The following is a 14912-nucleotide window of genomic DNA, read 5'->3' on the forward strand; positions in this document are numbered from 1 at the left end:
GCGCGGGTCCCGCCCGGAGGCGGTGTCCCGTCGGTCAGGAGTCGAGGCCGATCGCGAACGCCGCCTCCAGGTCGTGCTGCGAGTACGTACGGAACGCCACGTGCGTGTCCGTCGCCTCGACGCCCGGGATCTTGCTGATCTTGCCGGGGATGACGTCCGCCAGATCGTCGTGGGCCTTGACCCGGACCATCGCGATCAGGTCGTAGGTGCCGGTGACGGAGAAGACCTCGCTGACGCTCTCCAGCGACGCGATCGACTCGGCGATCTCGGGGATCCGGTCCACGCTGGTCTTGATGAGGACGATCGCGGTGATCACGGCTGGTTCTCTCCCTCGGGGGCCACTGCTGGGGATCTCACCCTACTCGCGGTCCACCTGGCCGGGCTGCGGCGCCGGGGGTCCCGGCAGCGCCCCCGGGGAGGGTGCGGCGGCCGTACGGCGCCCGTAGCGCGCCCACGCGTAGACGAAACCCAGCGAGAAGCCCACGAGGTGGGCCAGATAGGCGACCCCGGGTCCGGAGTCGCTGCGGCCCGCCGCCAGCCACTGCAGGGCGAACCAGAACGGCAGCACCACCCAGGCCGGGAACCGCAGCGGCAGGAAGAACAGGAACGGGAAGAGACTGGTCACCCGGGCCTTGGGGAACAGGTAGAGAAACGCGCCGAGCACAGCGGAGATCGCCCCGGACGCCCCGACCAGGGACTGCTGCGATCCGGCGTTGGCGGCTGCGTAGCCGAGCAGGGCCAGATATCCGCAGCCCAGGTAGAAGAGGGCGAACTCCACATGGCCCATGCGTTCCTCGGTCATCAGCCCGAAGACGTAGAAGAAGAGCATGTTGCCCAGGAGGTGGAGCCAGCTGCCGTGGATGAACAGGGCCGTGGCCGGGGTGAGCGCCTCGCGCGGGCCCCCGCCGAACAGGTCGGACGGCACCACGCCCCAGCGGCGGAAGTACGCGCGCTGGGCGACCAGCAGTTCGTCCCCGGTGCCGTACGCGGGATTGAGGCCCGAGGCGGGACCGATCACGAAGATCAGACAGCACAGGACGATCAGCCCGTACGTCACCGGCGCGGACTGGCCCCGCACCGCCCTTCCGACCGCCGTACTCCATTTGCCGATCATGGTACAGAGCATGACGCAACCGGACCGATCGGCGCAGACCGCCTCGCCGCCATGGACACCAGAGCGTCGAGTACCCGCCAGGCCGTAGGGTTACGAGCCACATGCACCGGGAGAACGGCGCCGGACGGACACTAGAAGGAAAGAGCGACTGCCCTATGACGGTTCCCCTGCCCGACGCCAAGACGCGCTGGCGCTGTGCCCTCTGCGGCAACCTCACGCGTTTCGACGTGACCCGCTCCTCGAAGGTCGTCGAGTATGTGCACCTCGACCTCGCCGGTGAGCCGAAGGTCGAGGAGCGCGAGGTGGTCAATGAGACCATCGAGTCGGTGCGGTGCCGCTGGTGCAACGCGGTGGATCAGGTCGAACTCGTGGACAGGCCGGGCGCCGGCTCCTGAGGGAGCGGGCCCCGCACGGATATTGGGGTGACGGATGGTGGAGACCACAGGCGGGGAGCCGGACGACGGCACCGCTGAGGTGCTCGATCGTCCGCTGCCCGACGGCGTGCGCCGACGCGTCGTACAGATCGTCTCGGACGGCTTCGGCGGACTGACGGTGGCCGAACTTCCCGTCCAGCTGAGACAGTACGCCCGGTTCGCGCCGAACCGGCGGGCCAAGTTCGCCGGCAACGCCATGGCCGCGGCGCTGGAGACGGACCCGCTGTTCAGACAGCGCATCGCCGAGAAGCTGAGAGAGGCACAGCCCGAGATCGTCGGGGCCCTCGAATCGGGCGCGCCGCCCCCGGCCGCGGATCCGCTGGACGTGGCGGCCGCGGCCTATGTGCTGCGCCCCGCGGGCTGGGTGAAGCTGGTCACCGCCGCGGGCGAGGAGGCCCTGCGGGCGGACGCGGAGCGCGCCGACGAGGAGAACCGCGCCGAGCTGGAGCGGCTGCGCGAGGAGCTGGAGGAGGCCCGCGGGCAGACGAGGGCCGAGACCGAACGGCTGCGCGCGGAAGTGGACTCGGCCAGGAAAGAAGCGGAATCGCTTCACCGCAAGCTGCGCGGCGCCCTCAGCGACGTGAAGCGCGGCGAGGCGGCCCTGCGCAAGCTCCAGGCCGAGACGGACACGGCCAAGGCGGAGGGGCAGGCCCAGGTGTCCGCCGCCGAGAGCGAGACCCGGCGGCTCAAGGCGCGCCTCTCGGAGGCCGAGGCCGCCCTGGAAGCCACGCGCAAGGCGGCGCGTGAGGGGCGCAGCGTCGAGGACATGCGCGTACGGCTGCTGCTCGACACCGTGCTGGAAGCGGCCCAGGGTCTGCGCCGGGAACTGGCGCTGCCTCCCGTCTCCGTCCGGCCCGCCGAGACCGTGGACGCGGTCGAGCCGGGACGCATGACGCCGAAGGACATCGCCGCCCGCGCGCTCTCCGAGAACGACCCCGCGATCCTGGACCAGTTGCTCGCGCTGCCCCAGGCGCACCTGGTCGTCGACGGCTACAACGTCACCAAGACCGGCTATCCCCAGATGCCGCTGGAGAAGCAGCGGCTGCGGCTGCTCGGGCAGCTCTCGCAGCTGGCGGCGCAGACCGGCGCCGAGGTCACCTGTGTCTTCGACGGGGCCGAGCTGGCCGCGCCGGTGCTGCTCGCGCCGCCGCGCGGGGTCAGGGTGCTGTTCTCCAAGCCCGGTGTCACGGCGGACGAGCTGATCCGTCAGCTGGTGCGGGCCGAGCCGCCCGGGCGGCCGGTCATCGTCGTCTCGACCGACCGTGAGGTGGCCGACGGCATCGCGAAGGCGGGTGCCCGGCCGGTGGCGTCCGTGGTGCTCCTCAAGCGCTTCTCGCGCGGCTGAGCGACCCCTTTCGCCTTCTTTCTTCCTTGCGTTTCCTTTTGCTCGTTTCGTTCCGGGTGATTCCTCCCGTTCGCCCCCTTCCGTGCTTCCTCTCGTGCGCCTTCGGGGGCGTCATCCCCCGCTTCCGACCTCGGGTTTCGCGTGGACGGCGATCCGGGGCCTAAGTCGCATGAGTCACCTACACCCCATGCGTAACCTCTGGGCCTGATGCCCGAATTGACAGGACCTTCACGCGACGTAGTGTCAAGCGCACATCACTGCAGGTGAGTTGAATGCAAAGAATCCGCTCCTGACAAAGAATTTTCAGGTTTGGATTTGAACTGATCACAAGTAGGTCACTAGGGTCATGCCTCGAACCTCCAACTAGGGTGATCACTCATGAGGAGTGACGGTGGAGGGGCACCGCCCGTCGGCGTCTTCGGCAGGCGGCTGGAGGAAGAAGGAGCTCGCCTTCGTGGCGTCCCACCGTCGACCCAAGCAGCCGAGCCGCACCCGTGTGACCGTGCTCACCACCGCCGCCGCTGCAGCCGTTGCCCTCAGTGCCAACGTCGCCAATGCCGCGCCGTCCGAGAAGCCCAGCAAGGACGAGGTCAAGAGCAAGGTCGACAAGCTCTACGAAGAGGCCGAGCAGGCCACGGAGAAGCTGAACGGCGCCAAGGAGAAGCAGGAGAAGCTGCAGAAGCAGATCAGCTCCCTGCAGGACAACGTCGCCCGCGGCCAGGAAGAACTCAACGAGCTGCGTGACGGCCTCGGTTCGATGGCCAGCGCCCAGTACCGCACCGGTGGCATCGACCCCTCCGTGGCCCTCTTCCTCTCCTCGGACCCGGACGACTACCTGGACAAGGCGTCCGCCATGGACCAGCTGAGCGCTCAGCAGGTCGAGTCGCTCAAGAAGGTCCAGGAGAAGCAGCGTTCGCTCGCCCAGCAGCGTTCCGAGGCCTCCGAGAAGCTCAAGGACCTCGCCGACACGCGGACCGAGCTCGCCAAGAAGAAGAAGGAAGTCCAGGGCAAGCTGGGCGCCGCGCAGAAGCTCCTGAACTCCCTGACGGCACAGGAGAGGGCCGCGCTCGCGGCCAAGGAGAAGGAGCGGGCGACCCGCGCCAGCGAGCGCGTCGACCTCGGCGGCGCCAAGGCCGCCTCCGGCCGCGCCGGCGCCGCGTTCAGCGCCGCGCAGACCCGGATCGGATCGCCGTACGTCTACGGCGCCACCGGCCCCAGCTCCTTCGACTGCTCCGGCCTCACCTCCTGGGCGTACGGCCAGGCCGGTGTCTCCATACCGCGCACCTCGCAGGCCCAGGCCAACGCGGGCACCCGCATCTACTCGCAGAGCGACCTGCAGGTCGGTGACCTGGTCATCTTCTACGGCGACCAGCACCACGTCGGCCTCTACGCGGGCAACGGCCAGGTGCTGCACGCCCCGCGCACCGGCACGGTCGTCCGCTACGAGTCGATCGGCAACATGCCCTTCCAGTTCGGCGTCCGGATCTGATCCGGCGGGCGGGCCGGAGCTGACTCCGGCCGCCCGCGGGAACGCCTTGCCGCGCCGCCCAAACGGGCGAATTGCGACAACTTCCGCTGACCCCACGCCCCGTCGGTGACCTGCGTCTCCGGCGGGGCGTCACTTTGTGTGCCCGCGGGGGTCTTTGGCCGGTGCGTAGTCGCCCGGCTACTGTCTGGCGCGTTTCCCCCAACAGCGGGGGACCGTCAGCGGAGGGAGAGCGGCTACCTGTGGGGTTCCATCGCCGCCTTGAACCGACCGGCTTCGACCGGGGCGCCGGCGCCTTCGGTATCGCCGCCTGCGTGATGTCCGCGGCGGCAGCCGCACTCGGCACCCTGCCCGCCTCGGCGGCACCGCAGGACGACACCCGGGCCGAGGTGGACCGTCTCTACACCCAGGCCGAGAAGGCCACCGAGGCGTTCAACAAGGCCGACGAGCGTGCCGACGCGCTGCGCGAGCAGGTCGGCACGGCACAGGACGAGATCGCCCGGCAGCAGGAGCGCATCAACACCATGCGGGACTCGCTCGGTTCGCTCGCCGGGGCGCAGTACCGTTCCGGCGGCCTCGACCCCTCGCTGGCGCTGCTCTTCTCCGACGACCCGGACGACTACCTCGACAAGGCCGCCGCCCTCGACCGGATCACCACCCACCAGGCCGGCGAACTCGAGGACCTCCAGCTCGCGATGCGCGACCTCGCCCAGAAGCGCGAGGAGGCCGACGGGAAACTCACCGAGCTGGAGCGCAGCCGCAAGGCGGTCGCCCGGAACAAGCGGGTCGTCGAGGGCAAACTGGCCAAGGCGCGGCAGCTGCTCAACTCGCTGCCGTACGCCGACCGCGCCGCGTACGACCGGGCCTCGCGCTCGGCGCGCGCCGGCATGCCCGACCTCGGGGACGCCGTCCCGTCCTCGGCGCGCGCGGCCGCCGCCGTCGCCGCGGCCCGCTCGGCGCTCGGCCGTCCCTACGTGTGGGGCGCCAACGGGCCGGGTGGCTTCGACTGTTCGGGCCTCATGCAGTGGTCGTACGCTCGGGCCGGGATCGGTCTGCCGCGCACCTCGCAGGCCCAGCGGTACGCCGGACGGCAGGTGCCGCTCTCCCAGGCGCAGCCCGGTGACCTGGTCACCTACCGGTCCGACGCCAGCCATGTCGGGATGTACGTGGGCAACGGCCAGGTGATCCACGCGCCCTACCCGGGCGCCCCGGTGCGCTACGACCCGGTCGGGATGATGCCCGTCTCGTCCGTCACCCGGCCCTGACCGGGCGAGGCGACGGCACCACGCGGAACCGGTGGGCCGACGCGGGCCCCGTACGATCGGGAAGGTGGCTGGTCGAAGGCGTGCGTCGCGAGCGGGACTTTCCCTGGTGCTGCTGCTCGCCGTGCTCGTCGGCTGCGGCGGCCGGGTGTCGTCGGACACCGCGGCGGCCGATGTGCAGCGGGTCCTCGACCGGCGCGCGGCCGCGGTCATGGACCGGGACGAGGCGGCGTTCCGGGCCACCGGGGAGGCGGCCGGCGCCGGAACCGCCTTCGCGAACCTGCGCGACGTTCCGCTGGAGGCCTGGTCCTACCGTCTGACCGAGCTGCACCGCTCCGGCGAGCGGGCCACGGCCCGGGCCGAACTGCGCTACCGCATCGAGGGCTACGACGCCGCACCGGTCTCCGCCGACCGCACCCTGCGTCTGACCCGCGCCGCCGGAGCCTGGCGCGTCGCCTCCGACGAGCCCGCGGGCAAGGCCGGTGACCAGCTCTGGGATCAGGGGGCCGTGACGACCGTACGGGGTGAGCGCAGCCTCGTCCTCGGGGTCGGACAGTCCGGCGAACGGCTGCGTTCCTTCGCGGATCTGGCGGACCACGCCGTGCCCGCCGTGTCGGAGGCCTGGGGCACGGACTGGGCGCGGCACGTCGTCGTCCTCGTACCGAAGTCGCTGGAGGGGATGGCGGGGCTGCTCGGGGCTCCGGCGTCCGGATACCGGGGGATCGCGGCGGTCACCACCGGCGAGGTGAGCGAAGCGAAACAGGGGTCTCCCCGACCGGGGGCCGGGGGAGGTTCCGCGAAGGCGCCCGCGGACCGGATCATCGTCAACCCGGACGCGTACGGCGTCCTCGGCGACCTCGGCAAGCAGGTCGTGCTCACCCACGAGACCACGCACGTCGCCACCCGCGCCCACACCACGTCCGCCACCCCGCTGTGGCTCTCCGAGGGGTACGCGGACTGGGTCGGCTACCGCGGCAGCGGGCGGGCACCCGGGCAGGTCGCGCCCGAGCTGGAGCGCTCGGTGGCCGAGGGACGTCTCCCGGCCGCGCTGCCCGACGACGGGGACTTCGGGTTCACCGCGGACGCGGGCCGGCTGGCGCAGGCCTACGAGGGCGGCTGGACGGCCTGCCGGCTGATCGCCGACCACTGGGGCGAGGTCCGCCTGAACGACTTCTACCGGGCGGTGGGCGACCACCGGAAGCGGGCCGGGGCGGTCGAGGACGCGCTGCGGGACGTGCTGCACACCACGCCGGAGCAGTTCACCGAGTTGTGGCGGCAGTACCTCAGGGACCAGCTCGGCTGACCGCCGGTCCGTTCATCCCCCGAGCCGCTGGACGGCCTCCGCGAGCCACGCCCGCTCCGCCTCGCCCGTCGCCCGCGCGACCCGCAGCATGCCCTGCCGGAACAGATCGCCGGCCTCCTCCGCGCGCACCGGCCGGCCGTCCCGGTAGAAGAAGCTCGCCGGGGTCTCCAGGAACTCCTGACGGCGGCGCAGTACCGCGGCCTGCTCGCGGGGGTCGGCCAGGTGGCGCAGGAACGCCAGCAGGGTGTTGAACCGCACCTGGTCGGTGATCTCGGCCTGCTTGGGGTGGCGCAGCCGCTCCAGGAGGTCCTCACGGCCCTTCTCGGTGAGCGACAGGATGCGCCGCGGGGCCGCGCCGCTGCCGGGCTCGGTGTGCTGGTCGAGCAGGCCCGCGGCGACCAGGCGGGTGATCGCCGGGTAGAGGGCTCCGTCGCTGACCGGGCGGACATGGCCGCTGAGGGCCTTGATGCGCTCCTTCAGCTCGTAGCCGTGCAGGGGCTCCTCGTACAGAAAGCCCAGGATCGACAGCTCCAGCATCCGGTCGGCTCCTAGCTCGTGGGTCATCGGGGTACGGCGCGTCTGCCGTACCGCCGCTCGCTGCGCGGCTCCCCGCGTACGGGCTTCCCGCACCTTGGCGCTCACGGGCGTCCCGCGTCCGTGTGTTCGGTCGTCCCGCTGCCGTCGTGCTCGCGGTCCGCCCACGTCTTCGTTCTTGCGGGCTTCACACGCCCCATGGTACCTCTTATCGAGCTACCTCTAAACGAGGTAGCTCGTATCGAGGGAGCCTCCGTGAACGCCCATCGCAAGCAGCTCATCACGCTCGCCCACCCCGTCTATCTCTCGCTGCTCGCGTCCACCGCCGCCGGAATCATCAACACCGTCTGGGTCTCCCGGCTCGGCGGTGACGCCGTGGCCGCCGTCGCCGTCGCGACCAACACCGAGAACGTGCTGCTCGGCGTCGCCCTGGTCTTCGCCTCCGGCACCACGGTCCTGGTCTCGCACGCCCGGGGCGCCCGCGACCCGGGCGCGGTCCGGGCGGCCGTACGCGGAGGCTGGGCACTGTGCGCCGTGGTCACGCCGGTGATCGCCCTCGGCGGCTACCTGCTGCGCGAGCCGCTGGCCCGGCTGGTGCTCGGCGGCGACGGACGCGCGCCCACCCTCGCCGTCCAGTACTTCGCGATCTCGCTGCCCGGCATCGCCGTCTTCTTCGCGCAGAACCTCGTCGACGGCATCCTGAAGGGCACCGGCGACACCCGCACCCCGATGCGCCTCGCCCTGCTGGCCAACGGTCTGATCCTCGGCCTCGACCCGTTCCTCATCCACGCGTACGGCGTCCGGGGCGCCGCCCTCTCGACGGTGCTGTGCCGCGGCGTGGCGCTGGCCGCGGGCCTGCGCGCCCTGCGCCGGAACGCACTCCTGTCCGAGGCGGCCACCGCGGTACCCGCCGAAGCCACCGGACCCGCTCTGCGCCGCACCCTCACGACCGGGCTGCCCATGTCCGCCGACTTCACCGTGCGGCAGGGCGGCGCGCTGGTACTGGTCGCGATCGTGGCCCGGCTGGGGACGACGGCCGTCGCGGCGTACGCGATCGCGTACAAGGTCATGTACATCGCCACCATGGCGTTCTACTCGGTCCGGCAGGCCGCCTCGATCCACACCGCGCACACCCGGGGCGCGGGCCGCGACGAACGGGGCGCCATCGGGCGGCAGGCCGTCCTCGTCTCGGGAACCGTCGGCCTGCTCGCCGCGGGGCTCCTCGCCGCCCTGGCTCCCTGGATCATGCGGGCCTTCGGCGCCGGCCCCGCGGTCGCCCACGACGGCGTGCTCTTCCTGCGCTGCGCCGGTCCCTACCTGCTGCTGATGGCCTGCTTCATCGCGATCGGCGGGGTCTTCGAGGGCGGCGGGGGAGCACCGGTCCTGCTCCGGGTGACGCTGGCCGGTACGGCGGTCCAGCTCCCGCTCGCCTGTGCCCTGTCCGGACTCGGACTGCCCGGGATCTGCCTGGCCCTCGTGCTCTCCATGACGGTGCAGTGCGCCGCCCTGTGGTGGTGGACCGGGCGGGCCGCGCGTCAGGAGGACGCCAGGGTCTCCTTGGTGCGGGCCGCCTGAGCGGGGAGGGCCCGGGCCGGCTCGGACACCGTGCCCCGCCACAGCACCCGGGCGGCCAGCAGCGCGGCGATCACCAGCAGGCCGTTGCGGACGACGAGGAGGGTGATGCCCAGCGGGGTGCTGCCCACGACGTCCGCGAACCAGACCGGGAACTCCAGCACCGTCACGAAGCACGCGACCAGCACCAGGCAGGCGGGCACCGCCATCCGGCTCGCGCGAAAGCACAGGCAGACGGCGGCGAGCCCGACCAGCCACACCAGGTATTGCGGGCTGATGACCCGGCTGGTGGCCGTGAACATCAGAACGGCGACGAACGCGGCGTCGGCGAGCGTGTGCGTCAGGAACCGCTTGGCGCGCAGGCGCCACAGCAGCAGCCAGCCGAAGGCGAGCGCGGTCAGCACCAGGGCCGCCGTGCTCACCAGGTCGACGTAGGGTCCGAGGAACTCCACCGAGCCGTAGTTGAGCAGCACCCGCCCGTTCCAGCCGTGGTGCCGGGCCACGTGGAAGACGAGGGAGCCCAGCGACTCCACCTCGGTGCCGCGGTCACGCTGGGCGGTCAGGAAGCCGAACGCGCCCGGCATCGTCATCCAGAACAGCACCGCGATCGCGCCCGCCGCCGCGGCGGCCCAGACCCAGGCCCGGCGGCGCACCGCGGCGACCAGCAGCAGCACCGGCCACACCTTGACCATCGCGCCGAAGCCCACGAGCACCCCCATGACCCGAGGATGCCGGGCCCCCGCGAGCAGCGCGGCCACCGCGACGGCCGTCACCATCACGTCGTAGCGGGCGTACACGGTCGGCCCGAGCAGCGGAACCCCGATCACCCACACCCAGGCGCCGCGCCGCGTCTTGCCCGGGCGCGAGCCCGCGTACAGGAGGAGCCCGAACACCACCAGGTCGGCGACGAAGGCCAGCACGAAGAAGGCGTGCGGGTAGTCGAGGAACGGCAGCAGGCCGGGGGAGAGGACCGCGAGCGCGGCGGCCGGCGGATACTGCCAGGTCACGTCGTTCTGCGGGAAGCTGCCGTGGCGCAGGACCTCGTACCAGCCGTGGTAGATCACGGAGACGTCGCTGGTGACGTCCGGGCCGGGGAAGACGTACACCTTGGCCACGAAGAGCAGCAGCGTCAGCCTGGTCAGGCCCCAGATCCCCAGCAGCGCCACCGAGCCGAACGGGAACCTCGCGCTCCGTGCCCCCGTCATGCCCTGCCCACCTGGCCCTCTTCGTCCGGATCGAGTGCGTCGCCGCCGTGTTTCTCGCGGAGTCATGATGGCGCGCCGGTCTGTGTGCGAGCCGTCAAGCGCGGTCGTGCGGAGCTGTGAGTATAGATTCGATAGTGTCGAACACGATGCACAAGACCCTGATCGTGACGAACGACTTCCCGCCCCGACCCGGCGGCATCCAGGCCTTTCTGCACAACATGGCGCTGCGTCTGGACCCCGGACAACTCGTCGTCTACGCGTCGACGTGGAAGCGCGGCCAGGAGGGTGCCGAGGCGACCGCCGCATTCGACGCCGAGCAGCCCTTCACCGTCGTACGCGACCGTACGACGATGCTGCTGCCGACGCCGGGCGCCACCCGGCGGGCGGTCGGCCTGCTGCGCGAACACGGCTGTACGTCGGTGTGGTTCGGGGCCGCGGCCCCGCTCGGCCTGATGGCGCCGGCGCTGCGCAGGGCGGGCGCACGGCGCATCGTGGCGACCACGCACGGCCACGAGGCCGGCTGGGCGCAGCTGCCCGCGGCCCGCACCCTGCTGCGCCGGATCGGTGAGTCCACCGACACGATCACCTACCTCGGGGAGTACACGCGCTCGCGGATCGCCTCCGCGCTGACCCCCGAGGCGGCCGCGCGCATGGTCCAGCTGCCGCCCGGCGTCGACGAGGGGACCTTCCACCCCGGCTCCGGCGGCGACGAGGTCCGGGCCAGGCTCGGTCTCACCGACCGGCCGGTCGTCGTCTGCGTCTCCCGCCTGGTCCCGCGCAAGGGCCAGGACACCCTCGTGCTCGCGATGCCGCGGATCCTGGCCAAGGAGCCGGACGCGGTGCTGCTGATCGTCGGCGGCGGGCCGTACGAGAAGGAGCTGCGCAAGCTCGCGCACGACACCGGCGTCGCCGGCTCGGTCCGGTTCACCGGGGCGGTGCCCTGGTCGGAGCTGCCCGCGCACTACGGGGCCGGGGACGTCTTCGCGATGCCGTGCAGGACGCGCAGGGGCGGGCTCGACGTCGAGGGGCTCGGCATCGTGTACCTGGAGGCGTCGGCGACGGGCCTGCCGGTGGTGGCCGGCGACTCGGGCGGCGCGCCCGACGCCGTGCTCGACGGAGAGACGGGCTGGGTCGTGCGCGGCGGCTCCGCCGAGGAAGCGGCCGACCGCATCGTCACCCTGCTCGGCGACTCCGAGCTGCGCCGCCGGATGGGCGAACGGGGCCGCGCCTGGGTCGAGGAGAAGTGGCGCTGGGACCTCCTGGCAGAACGCCTGCGCGAGCTGCTCTAGCGTTCACCGGGTGCGCCTACGGGGGTGCCGCTTGCGGCCCGTCGGCGCCTGCGGGCCGCCAGGGACGGGCGCGCCCGTAGGGGCGCGGGGAACTGCGCGAGCAACCCCCACCGCGCCGCAGCCGCGTTCCCGGCCTCCGGCACCCCACGGGTGCGGCTTTCGGGGGCGCGCAGCTGACCCGCGCCCGTGAACGGGGCCGGCTTCGGCGGGCCGGGCGGAGAGGCACCCAGCCCCCTGAGGGGCGGCCCCGGGAGCCCGGTCGGGCCGGCTGAGCGCATGCGCTCACAGCGAACAGTTCCCTCTGCGGGATTCCCCGGACGGACCCGCGCGTTAGGGTCCATGAATACGAGGGCAGGGGAGTCCCCGGACGCCGTCGGGAGGCGGCGCGGAACCCGGGGTCCCAGGTCCCTGCAGAAGACGTGAGACGGCCCGGCGCCGTCGTAAGACGAGCAGGTGGATACGTGACGAATCTGATGCCCACAGCTGCCGGCGACCCTATCGGTGGTGGCCTCGGCGACCAGGTCTACAACCGACTGCTCGGCGAGCGGATCATCTTCCTCGGCCAGGCGGTCGACGATGACATCGCCAACAAGATCACGGCGCAGCTGCTGCTCCTTGCCTCCGACCCGGACAAGGACATTTACCTTTACATCAACAGCCCCGGCGGATCGATCACGGCCGGCATGGCGATCTACGACACCATGCAGTACATCAAGAACGACGTGGTGACGATCGCCATGGGCATGGCGGCCTCGATGGGCCAGTTCCTGCTCAGCGCCGGTACCCCCGGCAAGCGCTTCGCCCTGCCGAACGCCGAGATCCTGATCCACCAGCCCTCCGCGGGCCTCGCGGGCTCCGCGTCGGACATCAAGATCCACGCGGAGCGGCTGCTGCACACCAAGAAGCGGATGGCGGAGCTGACCTCCTTCCACACCGGTCAGACCGTCGAGCAGATCACTCGTGACTCGGACCGCGACCGCTGGTTCGACCCGATCGAGGCCAAGGAGTACGGCCTCATCGACGACATCATGCCCACCGCTGCCGGTATGCCGGGCGGCGGCGGCACCGGGGCGGCGTAAGCCCCTCCAGCGCCCCCGAGGGCGGCGCAGGGCCCTTCCCCGCCCCCGGGCGGCACCGGGCCCCCGCCGTGCCCTCAGCCGACCGCTCAGCCCTTTCAGGCTTTTCAGGAGACACAGTGAACGACTTCCCCGGCAGCGGCCTCTTCGCCCGCACGCAGGCCGAGTACACCGGTCCTCGCGCGGAGTCCCGCTACGTCATCCCGCGCTTCGTCGAGCGCACCTCGCAGGGCGTGCGTGAGTACGACCCGTACGCGAAGCTGTTCGAGGAGCGGGTGATCTTCCTCGGCGTGCAGATCGACGACGCCTCCGCCAACGACGTCATGGCGCAGCTGCTGTGCCTGGAGTCGATGGACCCCGACCGTGACATCTCGGTCTACATCAACAGCCCCGGTGGCTCGTTCACGGCCCTCACGGCCATTTACGACACGATGCAGTTCGTGAAGCCGGACATTCAGACGGTCTGCATGGGACAGGCCGCCTCGGCCGCCGCGATCCTGCTGGCCGCCGGTACGCCGGGCAAGCGCATGGCACTTCCGAACGCCCGTGTGCTGATCCACCAGCCCTACAGCGAGACCGGCCGCGGGCAGGTCTCGGACCTCGAGATCGCGGCCAACGAGATCCTCCGGATGCGTGCGCAGCTGGAAGACATGCTGGCCAAGCACTCGACGACGCCGATCGAGAAGATCCGCGAGGACATCGAGCGCGACAAGATCCTCACGGCCGAGGACGCCCTGGCGTACGGCCTGATCGACCAGATCATCTCCACCCGGAAGATGAACAACTCCGCGGTCGTGTGACGTATCGCTGTATCGTCTGCCGCTCCTTGGCACGGTTCACGACAAAGTGAACCGCGCCAAGGGGGGCCCGAACGAGGGGCTCGGCAAGGTACCGTCGGACATAAGGCAGCACCAGGAGCCGCTGGACCTAGGCGTCTCCCAGGCGAAGGGGAAGCACACCGTGGCACGCATCGGTGACGGCGGCGATCTGCTCAAGTGCTCGTTCTGTGGCAAGAGCCAGAAGCAGGTCAAGAAGCTCATCGCAGGCCCCGGTGTGTACATCTGCGACGAGTGCATCGATCTCTGCAACGAGATCATCGAGGAAGAACTCGCGGAGACGAGCGAGGTGCGCTGGGAGGAACTCCCCAAGCCCCGCGAGATCTACGAGTTCCTCGAGGGGTACGTGGTCGGTCAGGAGTCGGCCAAGAAGGCCCTCTCGGTCGCGGTGTACAACCACTACAAGCGGGTCCAGGCCGGTGAGAACAGCGCGGGCCAGAACCGCGAGGACGCCATCGAGTTGGCGAAGTCCAACATCCTCCTGCTGGGCCCCACGGGTTCCGGCAAGACGCTCCTCGCCCAGACCCTCGCGCGCATGCTGAACGTTCCGTTCGCCATCGCCGACGCGACGGCGCTGACGGAGGCGGGATACGTCGGCGAGGACGTCGAGAACATCCTGCTGAAGCTGATCCAGGCCGCCGACTACGACGTCAAGAAGGCCGAGACCGGGATCATCTACATCGACGAGATCGACAAGGTCGCCCGTAAGAGCGAAAACCCGTCGATCACGCGCGATGTGTCCGGCGAGGGCGTGCAGCAGGCCCTCCTGAAGATCCTCGAGGGCACGACGGCCTCGGTGCCGCCCCAGGGCGGGCGCAAGCACCCGCACCAGGAGTTCATCCAGATCGACACGACGAACGTCCTGTTCATCGTGGGCGGTGCCTTCTCGGGTCTGGAGAAGCTCATCGAGTCCCGGGCCGGCGCGAAGGGCATCGGCTTCGGCGCGACGATCCGCTCGAAGCGTGAGCTGGAGTCCAAGGACCAGTTCGAGGACGTCATGCCGGAGGACCTGGTCAAGTTCGGCATGATCCCCGAGTTCATCGGCCGACTCCCGGTGATCACCTCGGTCCACAACCTGGACCGCGAGGCCCTCCTCCAGATCCTGGTCGAGCCGCGCAACGCCCTGGTGAAGCAGTACCAGCGCCTCTTCGAACTCGACGGCGTGGAGCTGGACTTCGAGCGAGAGGCCCTGGAGGCCATCGCCGACCAGGCCATCCTCCGCCAGACCGGCGCCCGAGGCCTGCGCGCCATCATGGAGGAAGTCCTCCAGGCAGTGATGTACGAGGTTCCGTCCCGCAAGGACGTCGCCCGCGTCGTCATCACCGCCGACGTGGTCCTGAGGAACGTCAACCCGACCCTGATCCCGCGCGACGCACGGGGCCGGGGACCGGGGGAGCAGAAGACGGCCTAGTCAACACCCGCACGACGAAGGGGCGCCCGGCGAGCGATCGCCGGG

The 14912-nt window shown here is 71.0% G+C and carries 14 protein-coding genes; 10 read left to right on the top strand and 4 right to left on the bottom strand.

All coding sequences use genetic code 11. The features are described from left to right. Nucleotides 1–34: 34 nt before the first annotated feature. Together ACFWBT_RS20245 and ACFWBT_RS20250 are read right to left on the bottom strand one after the other, a co-directional pair. Nucleotides 35–316 carry an Lrp/AsnC ligand binding domain-containing protein gene (locus tag ACFWBT_RS20245; protein WP_326788250.1) on the bottom strand — a complete coding sequence of 94 codons (282 nt, stop codon included), beginning with the start codon at nt 314–316 and terminating at the stop codon, nt 35–37. Nucleotides 317–358: 42 nt separating this feature from the next. Then, nucleotides 359–1114 (bottom strand): rhomboid family intramembrane serine protease, encoded by a 756-nt coding sequence (locus tag ACFWBT_RS20250; RefSeq protein ID WP_385702123.1) that lies wholly within the window; start codon nt 1112–1114, stop codon nt 359–361. A 155-nt stretch (nt 1115–1269) separates the two neighbouring features. On the opposite strand from ACFWBT_RS20250, the gene ACFWBT_RS20255 reads away from it, so the two are divergent. From ACFWBT_RS20255 to ACFWBT_RS20275, 5 genes are all read left to right on the top strand, one after another. Next, nucleotides 1270–1509, top strand: a complete 240-nt coding sequence (locus tag ACFWBT_RS20255; protein ID WP_351539939.1) for a hypothetical protein — start codon at nt 1270–1272, stop codon at nt 1507–1509. A 34-nt stretch (nt 1510–1543) separates the two neighbouring features. Continuing rightward, entirely contained in the window at nt 1544–2893 is a 1350-nt protein-coding gene (locus ACFWBT_RS20260; protein ID WP_385702125.1) for an NYN domain-containing protein, read from the top strand. 454 nt (nt 2894–3347) lie between these two features. Beyond that, nucleotides 3348–4382 carry an NlpC/P60 family protein gene (locus tag ACFWBT_RS20265; protein ID WP_385702128.1) on the top strand — a complete coding sequence of 345 codons (1035 nt, stop codon included), beginning with the start codon at nt 3348–3350 and terminating at the stop codon, nt 4380–4382. A 239-nt stretch (nt 4383–4621) separates the two neighbouring features. Then, complete coding sequence (locus tag ACFWBT_RS20270) at nt 4622–5644, top strand: NlpC/P60 family protein (RefSeq protein WP_385702130.1); 1023 nt, start codon at nt 4622–4624, stop codon at nt 5642–5644. 64 nt (nt 5645–5708) lie between these two features. Further along, nucleotides 5709–6944, top strand: a complete 1236-nt coding sequence (locus tag ACFWBT_RS20275) for a hypothetical protein (RefSeq protein ID WP_385702132.1) — start codon at nt 5709–5711, stop codon at nt 6942–6944. A 12-nt stretch (nt 6945–6956) separates the two neighbouring features. Here ACFWBT_RS20275 and ACFWBT_RS20280 read toward each other — a convergent pair whose 3' ends face one another. Next, nucleotides 6957–7481: a PadR family transcriptional regulator gene (locus tag ACFWBT_RS20280; RefSeq protein WP_385702137.1), complete on the bottom strand. Its 525-nt coding sequence runs from the start codon at nt 7479–7481 to the stop codon at nt 6957–6959. A gap of 252 nt (nt 7482–7733) precedes the next feature. On the opposite strand from ACFWBT_RS20280, the gene ACFWBT_RS20285 reads away from it, so the two are divergent. Beyond that, complete coding sequence (locus ACFWBT_RS20285; protein WP_385702134.1) at nt 7734–9053, top strand: MATE family efflux transporter; 1320 nt, start codon at nt 7734–7736, stop codon at nt 9051–9053. Here ACFWBT_RS20285 and ACFWBT_RS20290 read toward each other — a convergent pair. Then, entirely contained in the window at nt 9014–10255 is a 1242-nt protein-coding gene (locus tag ACFWBT_RS20290) for a glycosyltransferase 87 family protein (protein ID WP_385702136.1), read from the bottom strand. The two genes, ACFWBT_RS20285 and ACFWBT_RS20290, sit on opposite strands and share 40 nt — an antisense overlap. A 146-nt stretch (nt 10256–10401) precedes the next feature. On the opposite strand from ACFWBT_RS20290, the gene ACFWBT_RS20295 reads away from it, so the two are divergent. The 4 genes from ACFWBT_RS20295 (at nt 10402) to clpX (ending at nt 14867) form a co-directional block, all read left to right on the top strand. Continuing rightward, nucleotides 10402–11544, top strand: a complete 1143-nt coding sequence (locus tag ACFWBT_RS20295) for a glycosyltransferase family 4 protein (protein ID WP_351540283.1) — start codon at nt 10402–10404, stop codon at nt 11542–11544. A gap of 473 nt (nt 11545–12017) precedes the next feature. Next, complete coding sequence (locus ACFWBT_RS20300) at nt 12018–12623, top strand: ATP-dependent Clp protease proteolytic subunit (RefSeq protein ID WP_060897745.1); 606 nt, start codon at nt 12018–12020, stop codon at nt 12621–12623. 116 nt (nt 12624–12739) lie between these two features. Beyond that, nucleotides 12740–13420 (top strand): ATP-dependent Clp protease proteolytic subunit, encoded by a 681-nt coding sequence (locus ACFWBT_RS20305; protein WP_266758730.1) that lies wholly within the window; start codon nt 12740–12742, stop codon nt 13418–13420. A gap of 160 nt (nt 13421–13580) precedes the next feature. Beyond that, complete coding sequence (clpX, locus tag ACFWBT_RS20310; protein ID WP_266758728.1) at nt 13581–14867, top strand: ATP-dependent Clp protease ATP-binding subunit ClpX; 1287 nt, start codon at nt 13581–13583, stop codon at nt 14865–14867. The last annotated feature ends 45 nt before the right edge of the window (nt 14868–14912 follow it).

The organism is Streptomyces sp. NPDC060027 (genome assembly GCF_042737005.1).
In the GTDB taxonomy this organism is placed as follows: domain Bacteria; phylum Actinomycetota; class Actinomycetes; order Streptomycetales; family Streptomycetaceae; genus Streptomyces.